17 protein-coding genes and 1 pseudogene are annotated in these 12,928 nt (G+C 65.4%); 15 read left to right on the forward strand and 3 right to left on the reverse strand.

The window, feature by feature from the left end:
- Positions 1–26: 26 nt before the first annotated feature.
- From ACSBPQ_RS09130 to ACSBPQ_RS09150, 5 genes and pseudogenes are all read left to right on the forward strand, one after another.
- Positions 27–470 (forward strand): hypothetical protein, encoded by a 444-nt coding sequence (locus ACSBPQ_RS09130; RefSeq protein WP_442681877.1) that lies wholly within the window; start codon positions 27–29, stop codon positions 468–470.
- Positions 471–513: 43 nt separating this feature from the next.
- On the forward strand, positions 514–1,122 hold the full coding sequence (locus tag ACSBPQ_RS09135; protein ID WP_442681878.1) for a DUF2238 domain-containing protein: 609 nt from the start codon (positions 514–516) through the stop codon (positions 1,120–1,122).
- Positions 1,119–1,778 (forward strand): phosphoribosylglycinamide formyltransferase, encoded by a 660-nt coding sequence (gene purN / locus ACSBPQ_RS09140; RefSeq protein WP_442681879.1) that lies wholly within the window; start codon positions 1,119–1,121, stop codon positions 1,776–1,778. Before ACSBPQ_RS09135 ends, purN begins: the two co-directional genes overlap by 4 nt.
- Before the next feature lie 157 nt (positions 1,779–1,935).
- Positions 1,936–2,613 (forward strand): annotated as a pseudogene (locus ACSBPQ_RS09145) (DUF3108 domain-containing protein); the annotation flags it as partial.
- 2 nt (positions 2,614–2,615) lie between these two features.
- On the forward strand, positions 2,616–3,299 hold the full coding sequence (locus ACSBPQ_RS09150) for a DUF3108 domain-containing protein (protein WP_442681880.1): 684 nt from the start codon (positions 2,616–2,618) through the stop codon (positions 3,297–3,299).
- A 143-nt stretch (positions 3,300–3,442) separates the two neighbouring features.
- Here ACSBPQ_RS09150 and ACSBPQ_RS09155 read toward each other — a convergent pair whose 3' ends face one another.
- From ACSBPQ_RS09155 to ACSBPQ_RS09165, 3 genes are read right to left on the reverse strand one after another with little or no spacing between them, the layout of a single operon-like run.
- Positions 3,443–3,754: an EF-hand domain-containing protein gene (locus tag ACSBPQ_RS09155; protein ID WP_442681881.1), complete on the reverse strand. Its 312-nt coding sequence runs from the start codon at positions 3,752–3,754 to the stop codon at positions 3,443–3,445.
- On the reverse strand, positions 3,751–5,025 hold the full coding sequence (murA, locus tag ACSBPQ_RS09160; protein ID WP_442681882.1) for a UDP-N-acetylglucosamine 1-carboxyvinyltransferase: 1,275 nt from the start codon (positions 5,023–5,025) through the stop codon (positions 3,751–3,753). The genes ACSBPQ_RS09155 and murA overlap by 4 nt, the downstream gene beginning before the upstream one ends.
- Positions 5,026–5,070: 45 nt before the next feature.
- The gene (locus tag ACSBPQ_RS09165) at positions 5,071–5,304 is read right to left on the reverse strand and encodes a BolA family protein (protein ID WP_442681883.1); all 234 of its coding nucleotides are present in this window, start codon (positions 5,302–5,304) and stop codon (positions 5,071–5,073) included.
- Between the two features lie 53 nt (positions 5,305–5,357).
- Here ACSBPQ_RS09165 and ACSBPQ_RS09170 point away from each other — a divergent pair, with 53 nt between their 5' ends.
- From ACSBPQ_RS09170 to rapZ, 10 genes are all read left to right on the forward strand, one after another.
- Complete coding sequence (locus ACSBPQ_RS09170) at positions 5,358–6,359, forward strand: KpsF/GutQ family sugar-phosphate isomerase (protein ID WP_442681884.1); 1,002 nt, start codon at positions 5,358–5,360, stop codon at positions 6,357–6,359.
- Positions 6,360–6,420: 61 nt separating this feature from the next.
- A complete protein-coding gene (locus tag ACSBPQ_RS09175) occupies positions 6,421–6,969 on the forward strand; it encodes a KdsC family phosphatase (RefSeq protein WP_442681885.1) in 549 nt (182 codons plus the stop codon).
- Entirely contained in the window at positions 6,966–7,532 is a 567-nt protein-coding gene (gene lptC, locus ACSBPQ_RS09180; RefSeq protein WP_442681886.1) for an LPS export ABC transporter periplasmic protein LptC, read from the forward strand. The genes ACSBPQ_RS09175 and lptC overlap by 4 nt, the downstream gene beginning before the upstream one ends.
- Entirely contained in the window at positions 7,510–8,034 is a 525-nt protein-coding gene (gene lptA / locus ACSBPQ_RS09185; RefSeq protein ID WP_442681887.1) for a lipopolysaccharide transport periplasmic protein LptA, read from the forward strand. The genes lptC and lptA overlap by 23 nt, the downstream gene beginning before the upstream one ends.
- A complete protein-coding gene (gene lptB / locus ACSBPQ_RS09190) occupies positions 8,034–8,753 on the forward strand; it encodes an LPS export ABC transporter ATP-binding protein (protein ID WP_442681888.1) in 720 nt (239 codons plus the stop codon). The genes lptA and lptB overlap by 1 nt, the downstream gene beginning before the upstream one ends.
- 43 nt (positions 8,754–8,796) lie before the next feature.
- Entirely contained in the window at positions 8,797–10,227 is a 1,431-nt protein-coding gene (locus ACSBPQ_RS09195) for an RNA polymerase factor sigma-54 (protein WP_442681889.1), read from the forward strand.
- Between the two features lie 60 nt (positions 10,228–10,287).
- The gene (hpf, locus tag ACSBPQ_RS09200) at positions 10,288–10,602 is read left to right on the forward strand and encodes a ribosome hibernation-promoting factor, HPF/YfiA family (protein ID WP_442681890.1); all 315 of its coding nucleotides are present in this window, start codon (positions 10,288–10,290) and stop codon (positions 10,600–10,602) included.
- 24 nt (positions 10,603–10,626) lie between these two features.
- Positions 10,627–11,079, forward strand: coding sequence for a PTS sugar transporter subunit IIA (locus ACSBPQ_RS09205; protein ID WP_442681891.1), 453 nt, complete (start codon positions 10,627–10,629; stop codon positions 11,077–11,079).
- Complete coding sequence (hprK, locus tag ACSBPQ_RS09210) at positions 11,076–12,026, forward strand: HPr(Ser) kinase/phosphatase (RefSeq protein ID WP_442681892.1); 951 nt, start codon at positions 11,076–11,078, stop codon at positions 12,024–12,026. Before ACSBPQ_RS09205 ends, hprK begins: the two co-directional genes overlap by 4 nt.
- Positions 12,023–12,901 carry an RNase adapter RapZ gene (gene rapZ / locus ACSBPQ_RS09215; protein WP_442681893.1) on the forward strand — a complete coding sequence of 293 codons (879 nt, stop codon included), beginning with the start codon at positions 12,023–12,025 and terminating at the stop codon, positions 12,899–12,901. The genes hprK and rapZ overlap by 4 nt, the downstream gene beginning before the upstream one ends.
- Positions 12,902–12,928: the final 27 nt, after the last annotated feature.

Here is a 12,928-nt window from a genome sequence, read left to right on the forward strand (position 1 = left end):
CACTCGATCCCTGCAAGGAGCCACTCATGGATGCAGTGAATCCCCCAGCCCAGCCGCCGGCGCTGTCCGAAGACGACACCAACCAGCTGCGTCTTCTGTCGACTTTCCACTATGTGGTAGCGGCGATCACCGGGCTGTTTTCGTTGTTTCCCATACTGCATCTGGTGATGGGCCTGGCCATGGTCAGCGGCAAGCTGCCCATGGCGTCAGGCAATCCCGCCAGCCCGGACATCAATCCGCAGATGTTCGGCTGGATCTTCGTGATCTTCGCCGGCGTCATGATTGCCTGCGGGCTGACACTGGCCGGGTTCATGGCCTACGCCGGACGCTGCCTGCGGCAACGCCGGCGTTACACGCTGTGCCTGGTGGTGGCTGCCATTTCCTGCATGTTGATGCCGATCGGCACGGTGCTGGGCGTGTTTACCCTGATCGTGCTGATGCGCCCTTCGGTCAAGGGAGCGTTTGCTTGAAACCCGCGCCGCCTCCGTCCGCACCGCGGCCACACCACACCGCATGACTTCCATCAAGAAAGCCGCATTTATCGGAGTACTGGCGATCTTCATCGCCACCTGGATCAAGCCGCTGTGGCCGCTGGAGCAGGCCCTGCACAGTTCGCTGACCGTCCTCGGCCTGGCCGCGCTGTGGTGGGTGGATCGCCGCTGGCCGCTGGGCAATGGCGCCTTCGTGGCGATCTGCGGCTTCATCGCCCTGCACAGCATTGGCGCCCGCTGGCTGTATTCCAATATTCCCTATGACCAGTGGGCGCAGGCGCTGGCCGGCTGGTCGCCGGACGCCGCTTTCGGCTGGCAACGCAACCATTTCGACCGCCTGATCCACTTCCTGTACGGCCTGTGCCTCACCCCGGCGCTGACCCAGCTGGCGCGCCATGGCTGGCCGGCGCTGCGTGGCGGCCAGACCTTCACCCTGGCGGTGATGGCGATCATGTGCTCCAGCCTGACCTACGAATGGTTCGAGTGGGGCATCGCCCTGCTGCTTTCGCCCGACGCGGCCGAGGCCTACAACGGCCAGCAGGGTGACATCTGGGACGCGCACGCCGACATGCTGCTGGCCACGCTCGGCAGCCTGCTGACATGGCCATTGATCAGGAAATCCGCACGATGACCACTCCGGCCCGTATCGCCGTGCTCGCCTCCGGGCGCGGCAGCAATCTGCAATGTCTGCTCGACGGCATCGCCGCCGGCCGGCTGGATGCGCAGATCGTCGGGGTGTTTTCCGACAAGCCCGGCGCCAGCGCATTGGACAAGGTGCCCGCCGAATCGCGCTGGGCGCGCTCGCCAAAGGATTTCGCCAGCCGCGAGGCTTTCGATGAAGCTCTCGGCGATGCGGTGGCCGCCAGCGCACCGGACTGGGTCGTCTGCGCCGGCTACATGCGCATCCTCGGCGCCGGTTTCGTCCAGCGCTTCAACGGTCGCCTGGTCAACATCCACCCCTCACTGCTGCCACTGCACAAGGGCCTGCACACCCACGCCCGCGCAATCGAGGCCGGTGATGGCGAACACGGTGCCAGCGTGCACTTCGTCATCCCTGAACTGGATGCCGGCGCGGTGCTCGCGCAGGCGAGGGTTCCGGTACTGCCCGCCGATACCGCCGAATCACTGGCGGCGCGGGTGCTCGCGGTGGAACACCCGCTGCTGCTGGCAAGCGTACAGCTGCTTGCCAGTGGGCGCGTAGCTGAACAGGATGGCCGGGTACTGCTGGATGGTCAGTTCCTGTTTAACCCGCTGCGCCTAGATTCCGCCGGAGCCCTGCAGTTCTGACATCCGTGCCGCAACCCATCCGCCGGCATGACCCGCCTCTTCCGGAATCCCTGCCCGCATGACATCGGCATCACTCAAATTTGTGGCATTGGGCTCGCTGCTTGCAGTGGCAGGCCTGTCCGCGCAGGAAACCGGCACAACGCCGGCGCCGGTGGTCGCACTGCCTGCGGCAGAGTGGACGCCACCGGAGCTGGAACCGTTCATTGCCACCTACCAGGCCTTCTACAAGGGCAAGGAAGCCGGCGATGCCACCCTGCGCGTGACACACGATGAAGGCAAGCAGTGGCAGGTGAACATGGCCGTGCATGGCAAGCGCGGCTTTGCCGGCGTGCTCGGCCTGAACATCGAGCAGAGCACGGTGTTCACCAACAACGGCGATGTCTACACGCCGCTGAGCCAGAGCACGGTCAAGAAAGCCCTGTTCCTGGGCAAAAAGGTCACCGGCACGTACAACTGGCAGGCCGGCACCGCACAGTGGCAGGGTGACCTGAAAAAAGAACGCCGGCAGCCGATCCAGCTGCAGCCGGGCGACCAGAGCGCGCTGTTGCTGAACCTGGCGCTGATGCGCGATGCCCGCCCCGGCAAAGACATGCAGTACCGTTATGTCGATGTCGGCCGCGTGCGCCAGCACAACTACCGTGCCGCCGACAGCACCGAAACCGTACAGGTCGGCGATCTCAGCTATGACGCCCTGCGTGTGTACCGCACCAATGGCGGCAACGACGAAACCATCCTGTGGATCGCCAACGGCGTCCCGACGCCTGTGCGCATCCTGCAACGCCAGGACGGCGAAGACGAGATCGACCTGCGCCTGATCGAATACCAAGGAGTCTGAGCATGACCGTTTCCCCGACCCTGTTCCGTATCGCGGCCACCGCGATCCTGGCAGCCACCAGCCTGCCGGCACTGGCCATGGAGCCGTTCACCGCCAACTACCAGGCCAGCTACATGGGCATGCAGGCCAATGGCGTCATGACGCTGGCCGCCGAGGAAGGCAACCGCTGGCGCTACAGCCTGCAGATCAAGAACCCGATGGCCGACCTGAGCCAGAGCACGGTGTTCGACGAGCAGGCCGGTAAACTGCGCCCACTCAGCAGCCACGACCGCTCCACCGTGCTGATCAAGCGCAAGCAGGTCGATGCCAGTTACGACTGGAGCAGCCGGCAGGCGACCTGGAACGGCGACGTCAAGCCCGAACGTCGCGGCCCGATCAGCCTGCGCAGTGGCGACATGGATGCACTGCTGATCAACCTCGCCATCGTCCGCGACCTGGCCGCCGGCAAGCCGCTGAGCTACCGCATGGTGGACGACGGCCGCATCAAGCCGATGACCTACCGGGTGATCGGCAAGGAAAACGTCACCATCGACGGCAAGGACCGGGAAGCCACCAAGGTCGCGCGCGTGGATGGTGACAAGGAACAGATCGCCTGGATCGTGCCGGGAATGCCGGTGCCGGCGCGGCTGTTGCAGCGCGAAAAAAGCCGGGACGCACTGGACCTGACCATCAAGTCGCTCCACTGATCGACAGCGGCGCTCTGCATTGGCGGGGCACGCCATGCCATCCCGACACTTCCTGGCAGACATCGCCAAGCATTCCAAGAATATAAAAAGCCCGGCATCACGCCGGGCTTTTCTCTTCAGGAATCACCAGCACCAGAGCACGCTCATTCTGCTTCGGCTGCTTTCTTGAACACGGTCTTGCAGTCGCGGCGGAATTCTTCCCCGCTGCTGCGCCACAGGAAACTGCGGCACTGGCGACTGCCTTCTTCGACATCCTTCACCGTTACTGCATGGAAGGCCTGCAGGAACTCGTCGCGGCTGACCTGACCATCGCCATTCCAGTCCATCTGTTCCTTTTCCACGCCGTGGGTGATCGCGATACCGGCGTACCAGGCCCAGCCCAGCCAACCGAGTACAAGCAGCACCAGCACCAGCAAGGCCCGGCGGCGCGGCGTGAAACGGCCCTTGATGATCATGCGATACGCCGGATGCTGGCGCCCAGTGCACTGAGCTTCTCTTCGATGTTCTCGTAGCCGCGATCCAGGTGGTAGATACGGTCGATGGTGGTGTCACCGTCGGCCATCAGGCCCGCCAGGATCAGCGATGCCGAAGCGCGCAGATCGGTCGCCATCACCGGTGCACCGCTCAGCCGCTCGATACCGCGACAGATCGCGGTGCGGCCTTCGATCTGGATATCCGCGCCCAGGCGCTGCAGCTCCTGCACATGCATGAAGCGGTTCTCGAAGATCGTCTCGTTGATCACGCCCACGCCATCGGCCACGCAATTCAGCGCCATGAATTGCGCCTGCATGTCGGTCGGGAACGCCGGATACGGCGCGGTGGTCAGGTTGACCGCCTTCGGCCGCTTGCCGTGCATGTCCAGGGTGATGGTGTCTTCGGTGGTTTCGATCTGCGCACCGGCCTCGACCAGCTTGGCCAGCACCGCATCCAGCGTATCCGGACGCGCGTTGCGCACCACGATGCGACCACCGGTCATCGCCGCGGCCACCAGGAAGGTACCGGTTTCGATGCGATCGGCCAGCACCGCGTGGCGACCACCGCTCAGACGCTCCACACCCTCGATCACCAGCCGCGCCGTGCCGATGCCTTCGATCTTGGCGCCTAGCGCGATCAGGCAATGCGCCAGGTCCGACACCTCCGGCTCCATCGCCGCGTTTTCCAGGATGGTGGTGCCCTCGGCCAGCACCGCCGCCATCAGCACGTTCTCGGTACCGGTGACGCTGACCATGTCGAAGGTGAAGCGCCCGCCCTTCAGGCGGCCATCGACATGCGCCTTGATGAAACCGTTTTCGACGCTGATGTGCGCGCCCAGCGCCTGCAGCCCCTTGATGTGCTGGTCGACCGGGCGCGAGCCGATGGCGCAGCCGCCCGGCAGCGACACTTCCGCACGCCCGTACTTGGCCAGCAGCGGGCCCAGCACGAGGATGGAGGCGCGCATGGTCTTGACCAGTTCATACGGCGCCACATGCTGGTCGACGGTGCAGGGATTGACCACGATCGCGCTGCCGCGCGACAGCGTGCCCTGGTCGACGGTGACCTTGGCACCGAGCTCGCCGAGCAGCTTCACCGTGGTGATCACGTCGTGCAGGTGCGGCACATTGGTGATTTCCACCGGTGCATCAGCCAGCAGCGTGGCACACAGGATCGGCAGGACGGCGTTCTTGGCGCCGGAAATATTGACTTCACCGTTCAGCGCCTTGCCGCCGGTGACTACGATTTTTGCCATGGATTGAAGGCCGCTCGTTGAGTGGGAAAAGAAAGTGCTACCGGCTCAACCGGCTTCGGCCGGTGTCATGGTGGTCAGTGCCAGCGCATGCAGCGCGCCACTGTCCAGATGCGCCTTGACCGTGGCATTGACCATGCGATGGCGCGCCAGCAACGGCTTGCCGGCAAATGCCTCGCAGACCACCGTCGCCTCGAAATGTACGCCGTCGTCACCCTGCACGCGGGCACGGGCACCCGGCAGGCCGGTTTCGATCAGGTTACGGATGGTTTCAGCGTCCAAAGCACTTTCCTAATAAAATGGACGGCCATTCTACTATCCCGAGTGGCGCCCGTATGGCTGCTTCCCCCCTTCCCCTGAACGCTCCCGGCGATGCCGAGCTGATCGCCAGCGGCCAGCGCGTGTTCAAGGTCGAACAGGCCGAGCTGGACCGCGTCGGCAACCGTATCGGTGCCGAGTTCGCCACCGCCTGCCGGCTGGTCCTGGGCTCACGTGGTCGCGTGGTCGCCACCGGCATGGGCAAATCCGGGCATATCGCGCGCAAGATCGCCGCGACCCTGGCCTCCACCGGCACCCCGGCGTTCTACGTGCATCCGGGCGAAGCCGGCCACGGCGACCTGGGCATGATCACCGGCGATGACGTGGTGCTGGCGCTGTCCTATTCCGGGGAATCGGACGAGGTGCTGATGCTGCTGCCGGTACTCAAGCGCCAGGGCAACCCGCTGATCGCGATGACCGGCAAACCTCAATCCAGCCTGGCCCGCGCCGCCGACGTGCATCTGGATGTGAATGTCGACCATGAGGCCTGCCCGCTGGCACTGGCACCGACCTCCAGCACCACCGCCTCGCTGGCGATGGGTGACGCGCTGGCGGTGGCCCTGCTCGATGCACGCGGCTTCACCGCCGATGACTTCGCCCGCTCGCACCCGGCCGGCAGCCTTGGCCGCCGCCTGCTGCTGCACATCACCGACGTGATGCATGCCGGCGACGAACTGCCTGCCGTGCGTGAGGACGCCAGCCTCAGCCAGGCGCTGATGGAAATGAGCCGCAAGCGCCTGGGCATGACTTCGGTGATCGATGCCGAAGGCCGCCTTGTCGGCCTGTTCACCGACGGCGACCTGCGCCGTGCACTGGATACCGACCTGGACGTGCGCACCGCCGGCATCGCCCAGGTGATGACCCGCAATCCGCGCACCATCGGTGCCGATCACCTGGCCGTGGAGGCCGCACGCCTGCTGGAGAAACACCAGATCAACGGCCTGATCGTTGTGGATGCCGACAACCGTCCCGTCGGTGCCCTGAACATTCATGACCTGTTGCGGGCAAAAGTGGTTTAAAGCCCGCACAATGACGCGTTCCGGGCCCACGCCCGGCCAAGCCGCAACGGATCGCCCGCACATGCCCTATTCCCCGCTCGACCACTTCCCCGCCAACCTGCACGCCCGCGCCCGCGACATCCGCCTGGCCTGCTTTGACGTGGACGGCACGCTGACCGATGGCCGGCTGTTCTACGACCATGCCGGCAACGAGAGCAAGGCCTATTACGTGCAGGACGGGCTGGGCCTGAAACTGCTGCAGCAACATGGCATCCATCCGGTATTGATCACCGCGCGCAACAGCCTGTCGGCGCAGAAGCGCGGTGCCGATCTGGGCATCGACACCCAGATCGCGGTCGGCGACAAGCTGGCCAGTGTGCGTGCACTGTGCGAACAGCTCGGCATCGGCCTGGAACAGGTCGCCTTCATGGGCGATGACCTGCCCGATCTGGCGCCCCTGTGCGCAGTCGGCCTGGCGGTGGCGCCGGCGGATGCGCATCCGTGGATCGCCGAGCGTGTGCACTGGCAGACCCGCGCCCGTGGCGGTCGCGGCGCCGCGCGCGAACTGTGCGATGTACTGCTGGCCGCACAAGGAAAACTGGACGCCGTGCTGGCGAGGTTTTCCCGATGAACTGGCGCACCGTACTCGGCCTCGTTCTGGCGGCAGCGGCACTGGCCAGCGGCTGGGCGGCGTGGCAGCAACGTCAATCGGCCCACGCCGTGGACCCGGACAACCAGCGTCCGGATTACGTGCTGGGTGATTTCGAAATCGTCACTCTGGACAAGGACGGCAAGGAATCGGCCACCCTGCGCGCGCCTGCCATGGAGCGCAACCCCGGCGACGACTCCTCGGACATCACCCGGCCGGTGTTCCTGCTGCCCGACAGCACCGGCCGGCACTGGCAGCTGAAGGCCGATACCGGCTGGATCAGCGCCAAGGGCGAGGAACTGCGCCTGCGCGGCAACGTCAGCGGGGACAGCCCGCGCGATGACCAGACCCCTGTCACCACCTTCCGCACCGATGCGCTGGATGTATTCCCCGACCGCGACCTGGCCCGCACCGACGCGCGCGTGACCATGACTCGCCCGGGCCTGCACCAGGTTGGCCTCGGCTTCCAGGCCAACCTGAAGTCCGGGCAATATTCCCTCCTTTCCCAGGTCAAGACCCGCTATGAACCCAATGCTGCCCGCTAAGCTCGCGTCGATCGCCCTGCTCGCCGGCCTGCTTGCCCCCGGTCTGGCATGGTCCAAGTCGTCCGATCGCAATCAGCCGATGACCATCGACTCGACCACCAGCGACTGCAACATGGTCGATGACAACGGCAAGTGCCGTTTCAGCGGCGATGTGGTCATCGTCCAGGGCACGCTGGAGATCCACGCCGACACCGCCGATGTGATCCAGAAGAACGGCGAAACCGAGCGCGTGGTACTGACCGGACGCCAGGCCACGCTGAAGCAGCAGATGGACGACAACACCTGGATGAACGCCCGTGCCGACAACATGGACTACAACATCAGCAGCGAAGTGATCATCCTTGCCGGCAACTACAACGTTGAATCCGAGCGCGGCACCAACGCCGGCCAGCGCATGGTCTACAACACCCGCAGCGGCGCGATGCAGAGCGGCGGCGATGGCAGCCGCGTGCGTACCGTGATCCAGCCCAAGAAGAAGCCCGCCGCCGGGGAGAGGAAGTAATGCTCGTCGCCGAAGGCCTGCGTAAAAGCTACAAGAAACGCGAAGTCGTCAAAGAGTTCGGCCTGACCCTGGGCGCCGGTGAAGTCGTCGGCCTGCTTGGTCCCAACGGTGCCGGCAAGACCACCTGCTTCTACATGATCGTGGGTCTGGTGGAGAGCGATGCCGGCCGCATCGTGCTGGACGGCCGCGACATCACCTCCGATCCCATGTATTCCCGCGCCAAGCTCGGTGTGGGCTACCTGCCGCAGGAGCCGTCGATTTTCCGCAAGCTCAGCGTGGCCGACAACATCCGCCTGGTGCTGGAGCTGCGCGAGGACCTGGACGCGGATGGCCGCGAGCGCGAGCTGTCATCGCTGCTGGACGAACTGCAGATCGGCCATGTCGCCGAACAGGCCGGCGCCAGCCTCTCCGGTGGCGAACGCCGTCGCTGCGAGATCGCCCGCGCCCTGGCTGCCAGGCCGCGCCTGATCCTGCTCGATGAGCCCTTCGCCGGTGTCGATCCGATCTCGGTGGGTGAAATCCAGCGTATCGTCACCCACCTCAAGCAGCGTGGCATCGGTGTGCTGATCACCGACCACAACGTGCGCGAGACCTTGGGAATCTGCGACCGGGCGTATATCCTCAATGAAGGCAGCGTACTGGCGCAGGGGGCACCGGAAGAGCTGCTGGCCAACACCGATGTCCGTCGCGTCTATCTCGGAGACGCGTTCACGCTCTGAACCGCGACCGACAGCCCCCCGCCATTCCAGGACAGGAACAGGCATGAAAGCACGGTTGCAGACATCGCTCGGACAACAGCTGGTCATGACGCCGCAACTGCGTCAGTCCATCCGGCTTTTGCAGATGTCCAGTGCCGAGCTGGACGTCGAGCTGGCCGAAGCGGTGGAGACCAACCCGCTGCTGGAATGGGCCGAGAACGCCGAAGGTGGTGGAGCCGACGAGGCCGCACCCGGCAGCGGCGACGACAGCCCGGCCGATCCGGCGCAAGGCGAGATCAACAGTGACAGCGCCGACTGGGAACCGGACGATGCCGACTGGAGCAGTGGCCGCGGTGGATCGTTCGAGGATGACGGTCCGGAGGGCGAGCGTGAGCAGGTCGCCGAGGCCGAGACGCTGGTCGACCACCTGCTGTGGCAGCTGCACCTCTCACCGCTCGGCAACCGTGACCGCACCATCGGCGCAGCACTGATCGACGCCTTCGATGACGACGGCTACCTGCGCGAGCCGCTGTCGTCCATCGCCCAGACCCTGCTGCCGCATATCCACGCCAGTGAAGACGAAATCCTGACCGTGCTGCACCAGATCCAGCGCTTCGATCCGGTCGGCATCGGCGCCCGCTCGCTTGGTGAATGCCTGACCCTGCAACTGGATGTACTGCCTGCGCGAACCGCGACGGTGGAGCTGGCCCGTGCCATTGCCAACGGCCCGCTGGAACGGTTGCCGCGCGCCGGCATCGCCGGCATCGCCCAGGAACTGAAACAACCGGTGCCCGCAGTCGAGGAGGCGGTGCAGCTGCTGCGCTCGCTGGACCCGCGCCCGGGCAAACAGATGAGCGAGCTGTCGACCGACACCTACGTCGTGCCCGACTGTGTGGTCTGGCGCCAGCGCGGCATCTGGCGGGCCGCCTTGGCCGGCCATGCCGGCCCGCGCGTGGTCATCCACCAGGGCTACGAACAGCTGATCCGCCGCTGCGGCGAGGCCGATGCCAGCTATCTGCGCACGCAACTGCAGGAGGCGCGCTGGCTGCTCAAGAGCCTGGAAGCGCGTGGTGAAACCCTGCTGCGGGTGGTCAACCGCCTGCTCCACCATCAGGCCGCCTTCCTGGAATTCGGCGCGCAGGCGCTGCGCCCGCTGACCCTGCGCGAGATCGCCGGCGAGCTAGAGCTGCACGAATCCACCGTCTCCCGTGCCATCGCCCGCAAGTACGTGCGCACCCCGCGAGGCACCTTGCCGCTGCGCGCCTTTTTCGCCTCGGGCATCGATACCGAAGGCGGCGGCGAGGCATCCAGCACAGCGATCCAGTCGATGATCCGCAAGCTCATCGAGGCCGAACCCCCGCGCAAACCGCTTTCTGACGCCAAGCTGGCCGAGATGCTCAAAACCACCGGCATACCGGTGGCGCGGCGCACCGTGGCGAAGTATCGTGAAGCCATGAACATTCCCGCCTCCCACGAACGTGTGCGCATCGCCTGAAGCGGCTCACGGGGCAGGCGGGGAGGTCCATGCGGCAACCCGAACCACAGGAGGAATACGATGCGAATCGAGACGTATGGCAAAGACGTAGAAGTCACGCCCGCCCTGAAGGAATACGTGGAAACCAAGCTGCAACGGCTGGCCAAGCACTTCGAGCAGCATTGCGAAGTGCGGGTGACGCTGTCACTGCAGAAGAACGAACATCACGTTGACGCCAGCGCCAACCTCCCCGGCCAGACCCTGCATGCCGAAGCCGGCGCGCAGACCATGTATGCCGCGATCGACATCCTTGCCGACAAGCTCGACCGGCTGGTCATCAAGCACAAGGAGAAGAATCTTGCCCATGCACCGCATGCGCTGCGCGACAATGGCTGACAGACGCCATCGTTTCTTGCAAACATGCCCTTGAATGACCTGATGGCGGCCGTGAGTACCCGGGTACTCACGGCCGCCGATCGTGACAGCACACTTCGTGCCGCCGCCCAGCTGCTGGCCTGCCAGGAAGCCGCCGAAGACAGTATTTTCCAGAGCCTGTGCGAACGCGAGAGCGTTGGCAGCACGGGGATCGGCCACGGCATCGCCATCCCCCATGGCCGCTCGAGCCTGTTGCAGCGCCCTCGCGGGGCACTGCTGCGTCTATTGCAGCCGGTGGATTTCGGTGCCAGCGAACCGGTCGATCTGGTGTTCGCGATGGCGGTACCGGCGCATTACACCCACCAACACCTGATGTTGCTGTCCGAGCTGGCGGAGCTGTTCTCCGACGCGGGCATCCGTGCCGCCCTGCGCGCCGCCGACGACGAGGCGGCCCTGAAACAGATACTCGATCACCCACACCAGGTCCGCTCACCATGAATACCCGCATCACCGCACGCGAGCTCTTCGATCAGCAGCGTGAGCGCCTGGAACTGCGCTGGATCGCAGGACAGGCGGGGGAACAACGTGAGCTGGAAGCCGGCAACACCGTCTCCCGGCGTCCGTCACTGGCCGGCTACCTGAACACCATCTACCCGAACAAAGTGCAGATCCTCGGCACCGAGGAACTGACCTGGCTGGACTCGCTGGATGCGCGCCAGCGCTGGGAGGTCATCCAGCGCATCGTCCAGGCGCATCCGCTGGCGCTGGTGATCACCAAGAGCCACGGCTGCCCGGAAGACCTGCGGGCCGCCGCCGATGAATCGCAGACGCCGCTGTGGATCTCCCCCAAGCGCGGCCACGAGCTGCTCAACCATCTGTCCTACCACCTGGCCCGCACGCTGGCACCACGCATCACCCTGCATGGTGTATTCATGGAAATCTATTCCATCGGCGTGCTGGTCACCGGCGAGGCCGGCTCCGGCAAGAGCGAGCTGGCGCTGGAACTGCTGTCGCGCGGGCACCGGCTGGTGGCCGACGACGCCCCCGAATTCACCCAGATCGCGCCGGACGTACTGGATGGCACCTGCCCGGAGCTGCTGCAGGACCTGCTGGAGGTGCGCGGACTGGGCGTGCTCAACGTGCGCCAGATGTTCGGTGACACGGCTGTAAAGAAGAACAAGTACCTTCGCCTGATCGTCCACCTGACCAAACCGATGACCGAGCCCACCACCTACGGCTACGAACGCCTGACCGGCGATTCCGGCAAACGCCATGTGCTGGATCTGGACGTACCGCTGATCACCCTGCCGGTGATGCCGGGTCGCAACCTGGCGGTGCTGACCGAAGCGGCCACCCGCCTGCATATCCTGCGCACAAAGGGCATCGATCCTGCCGCCATGTTCATCGCCCGCCACAGCAACCTGTTGGAGCAACGCACCCCATGAATGCGTCCTCTTCGCCCACGCTGGTCATCGTCAGCGGCCTGTCCGGTTCGGGAAAGTCGGTCGCCCTCAAGACGTTCGAGGACCTGGATTACTACTGCTCGGACAACATCCCGCTGAACCTGCTGCCGGAGTTCGTGCGCAGCGTGCTGGGCAACCGCGACATGGCCGGCCCACAGCGGCTGGCGGTCGGCATCGACATGCGCGGCCGCAGCGATCTCAGCCAGCTGGCACAGTGGCGCCAGCGCGCGCAGGACTACGGCATCGATGTCCGGCTGCTGTTTTTTGAAGCCACCGACGACACCCTGCTGGCCCGCTATGCCGATACCCGCCGCCGCCATCCGCTGAGCCAGCTGGGTCTGTCGTTGCCCGAGGCGATCATCCGCGAGCGCGAGTTGACCGCACCGCTGCGCCGCGAAGCCTATGCGGTGATCGATACCAGCAAGCTCAACGTGCACCAGCTGCGCCGCCGCATCATCACCGAGTTCGCGCTCAGTCAGGAAAGCACGCTCTCGCTGCTGTTCGAATCCTTCGCCTACAAGCGTGGCGTGCCGGCCGAGGCGGATTTCGTGTTCGACGCGCGCGTGCTGCCCAACCCGCACTGGGACCCGGAGCTGCGCCCGTTGACCGGCCGCGACCGCGAGGTGCGCGAGCATCTTGACCAGCAGCCGGATGTCATCCGCTACGCCGCGCAGCTCGAGGATTTCCTCGACACCTGGCTGCCGAAGCTGGGCAGCGAAACCCGCAGCTATGTGACCGTCGCCTTTGGCTGCACGGGTGGCAAGCACCGCTCGGTCTACCTGGCCGAGCGCATGGCGCGCCATGCCCGCGACCGCGGCTGGCAGGACGTGGCCACCTTCCATCGCGAGCAGGACTGAGCAGCGGTAGAAAAGAGCGTCGGTGGC

This window comes from Stenotrophomonas sp. JC08 (assembly GCF_052180205.1).
Taxonomy (GTDB): Bacteria; Pseudomonadota; Gammaproteobacteria; order Xanthomonadales; family Xanthomonadaceae; genus Stenotrophomonas.

Excerpts from the sequence above, each read along its gene's own strand:
- purN (WP_442681879.1), top strand. The coding sequence starts at position 1,119 with ATGACCACTCCGGCCCGTATCGCCGTGCTCGCCTCCGGGCGCGGCAGC.
- lptC (WP_442681886.1), top strand. The coding sequence starts at position 6,966 with ATGAACTGGCGCACCGTACTCGGCCTCGTTCTGGCGGCAGCGGCACTG.
- hprK (WP_442681892.1), top strand. The coding sequence starts at position 11,076 with ATGAATACCCGCATCACCGCACGCGAGCTCTTCGATCAGCAGCGTGAG.
- rapZ (WP_442681893.1), top strand. The coding sequence starts at position 12,023 with ATGAATGCGTCCTCTTCGCCCACGCTGGTCATCGTCAGCGGCCTGTCC.
- hpf (WP_442681890.1), top strand. The coding sequence starts at position 10,288 with ATGCGAATCGAGACGTATGGCAAAGACGTAGAAGTCACGCCCGCCCTG.
- lptB (WP_442681888.1), top strand. The coding sequence starts at position 8,034 with ATGCTCGTCGCCGAAGGCCTGCGTAAAAGCTACAAGAAACGCGAAGTC.
- lptA (WP_442681887.1), top strand. The coding sequence starts at position 7,510 with ATGAACCCAATGCTGCCCGCTAAGCTCGCGTCGATCGCCCTGCTCGCC.
- murA (WP_442681882.1), bottom strand. The coding sequence starts at position 5,025 with ATGGCAAAAATCGTAGTCACCGGCGGCAAGGCGCTGAACGGTGAAGTC.
- ACSBPQ_RS09195 (WP_442681889.1), top strand. The coding sequence starts at position 8,797 with ATGAAAGCACGGTTGCAGACATCGCTCGGACAACAGCTGGTCATGACG.
- ACSBPQ_RS09155 (WP_442681881.1), bottom strand. The coding sequence starts at position 3,754 with ATGATCATCAAGGGCCGTTTCACGCCGCGCCGCCGGGCCTTGCTGGTG.
- ACSBPQ_RS09175 (WP_442681885.1), top strand. The coding sequence starts at position 6,421 with ATGCCCTATTCCCCGCTCGACCACTTCCCCGCCAACCTGCACGCCCGC.
- ACSBPQ_RS09150 (WP_442681880.1), top strand. The coding sequence starts at position 2,616 with ATGACCGTTTCCCCGACCCTGTTCCGTATCGCGGCCACCGCGATCCTG.
- ACSBPQ_RS09170 (WP_442681884.1), top strand. The coding sequence starts at position 5,358 with ATGGCTGCTTCCCCCCTTCCCCTGAACGCTCCCGGCGATGCCGAGCTG.
- ACSBPQ_RS09135 (WP_442681878.1), top strand. The coding sequence starts at position 514 with ATGACTTCCATCAAGAAAGCCGCATTTATCGGAGTACTGGCGATCTTC.
- ACSBPQ_RS09205 (WP_442681891.1), top strand. The coding sequence starts at position 10,627 with ATGCCCTTGAATGACCTGATGGCGGCCGTGAGTACCCGGGTACTCACG.
- ACSBPQ_RS09130 (WP_442681877.1), top strand. The coding sequence starts at position 27 with ATGGATGCAGTGAATCCCCCAGCCCAGCCGCCGGCGCTGTCCGAAGAC.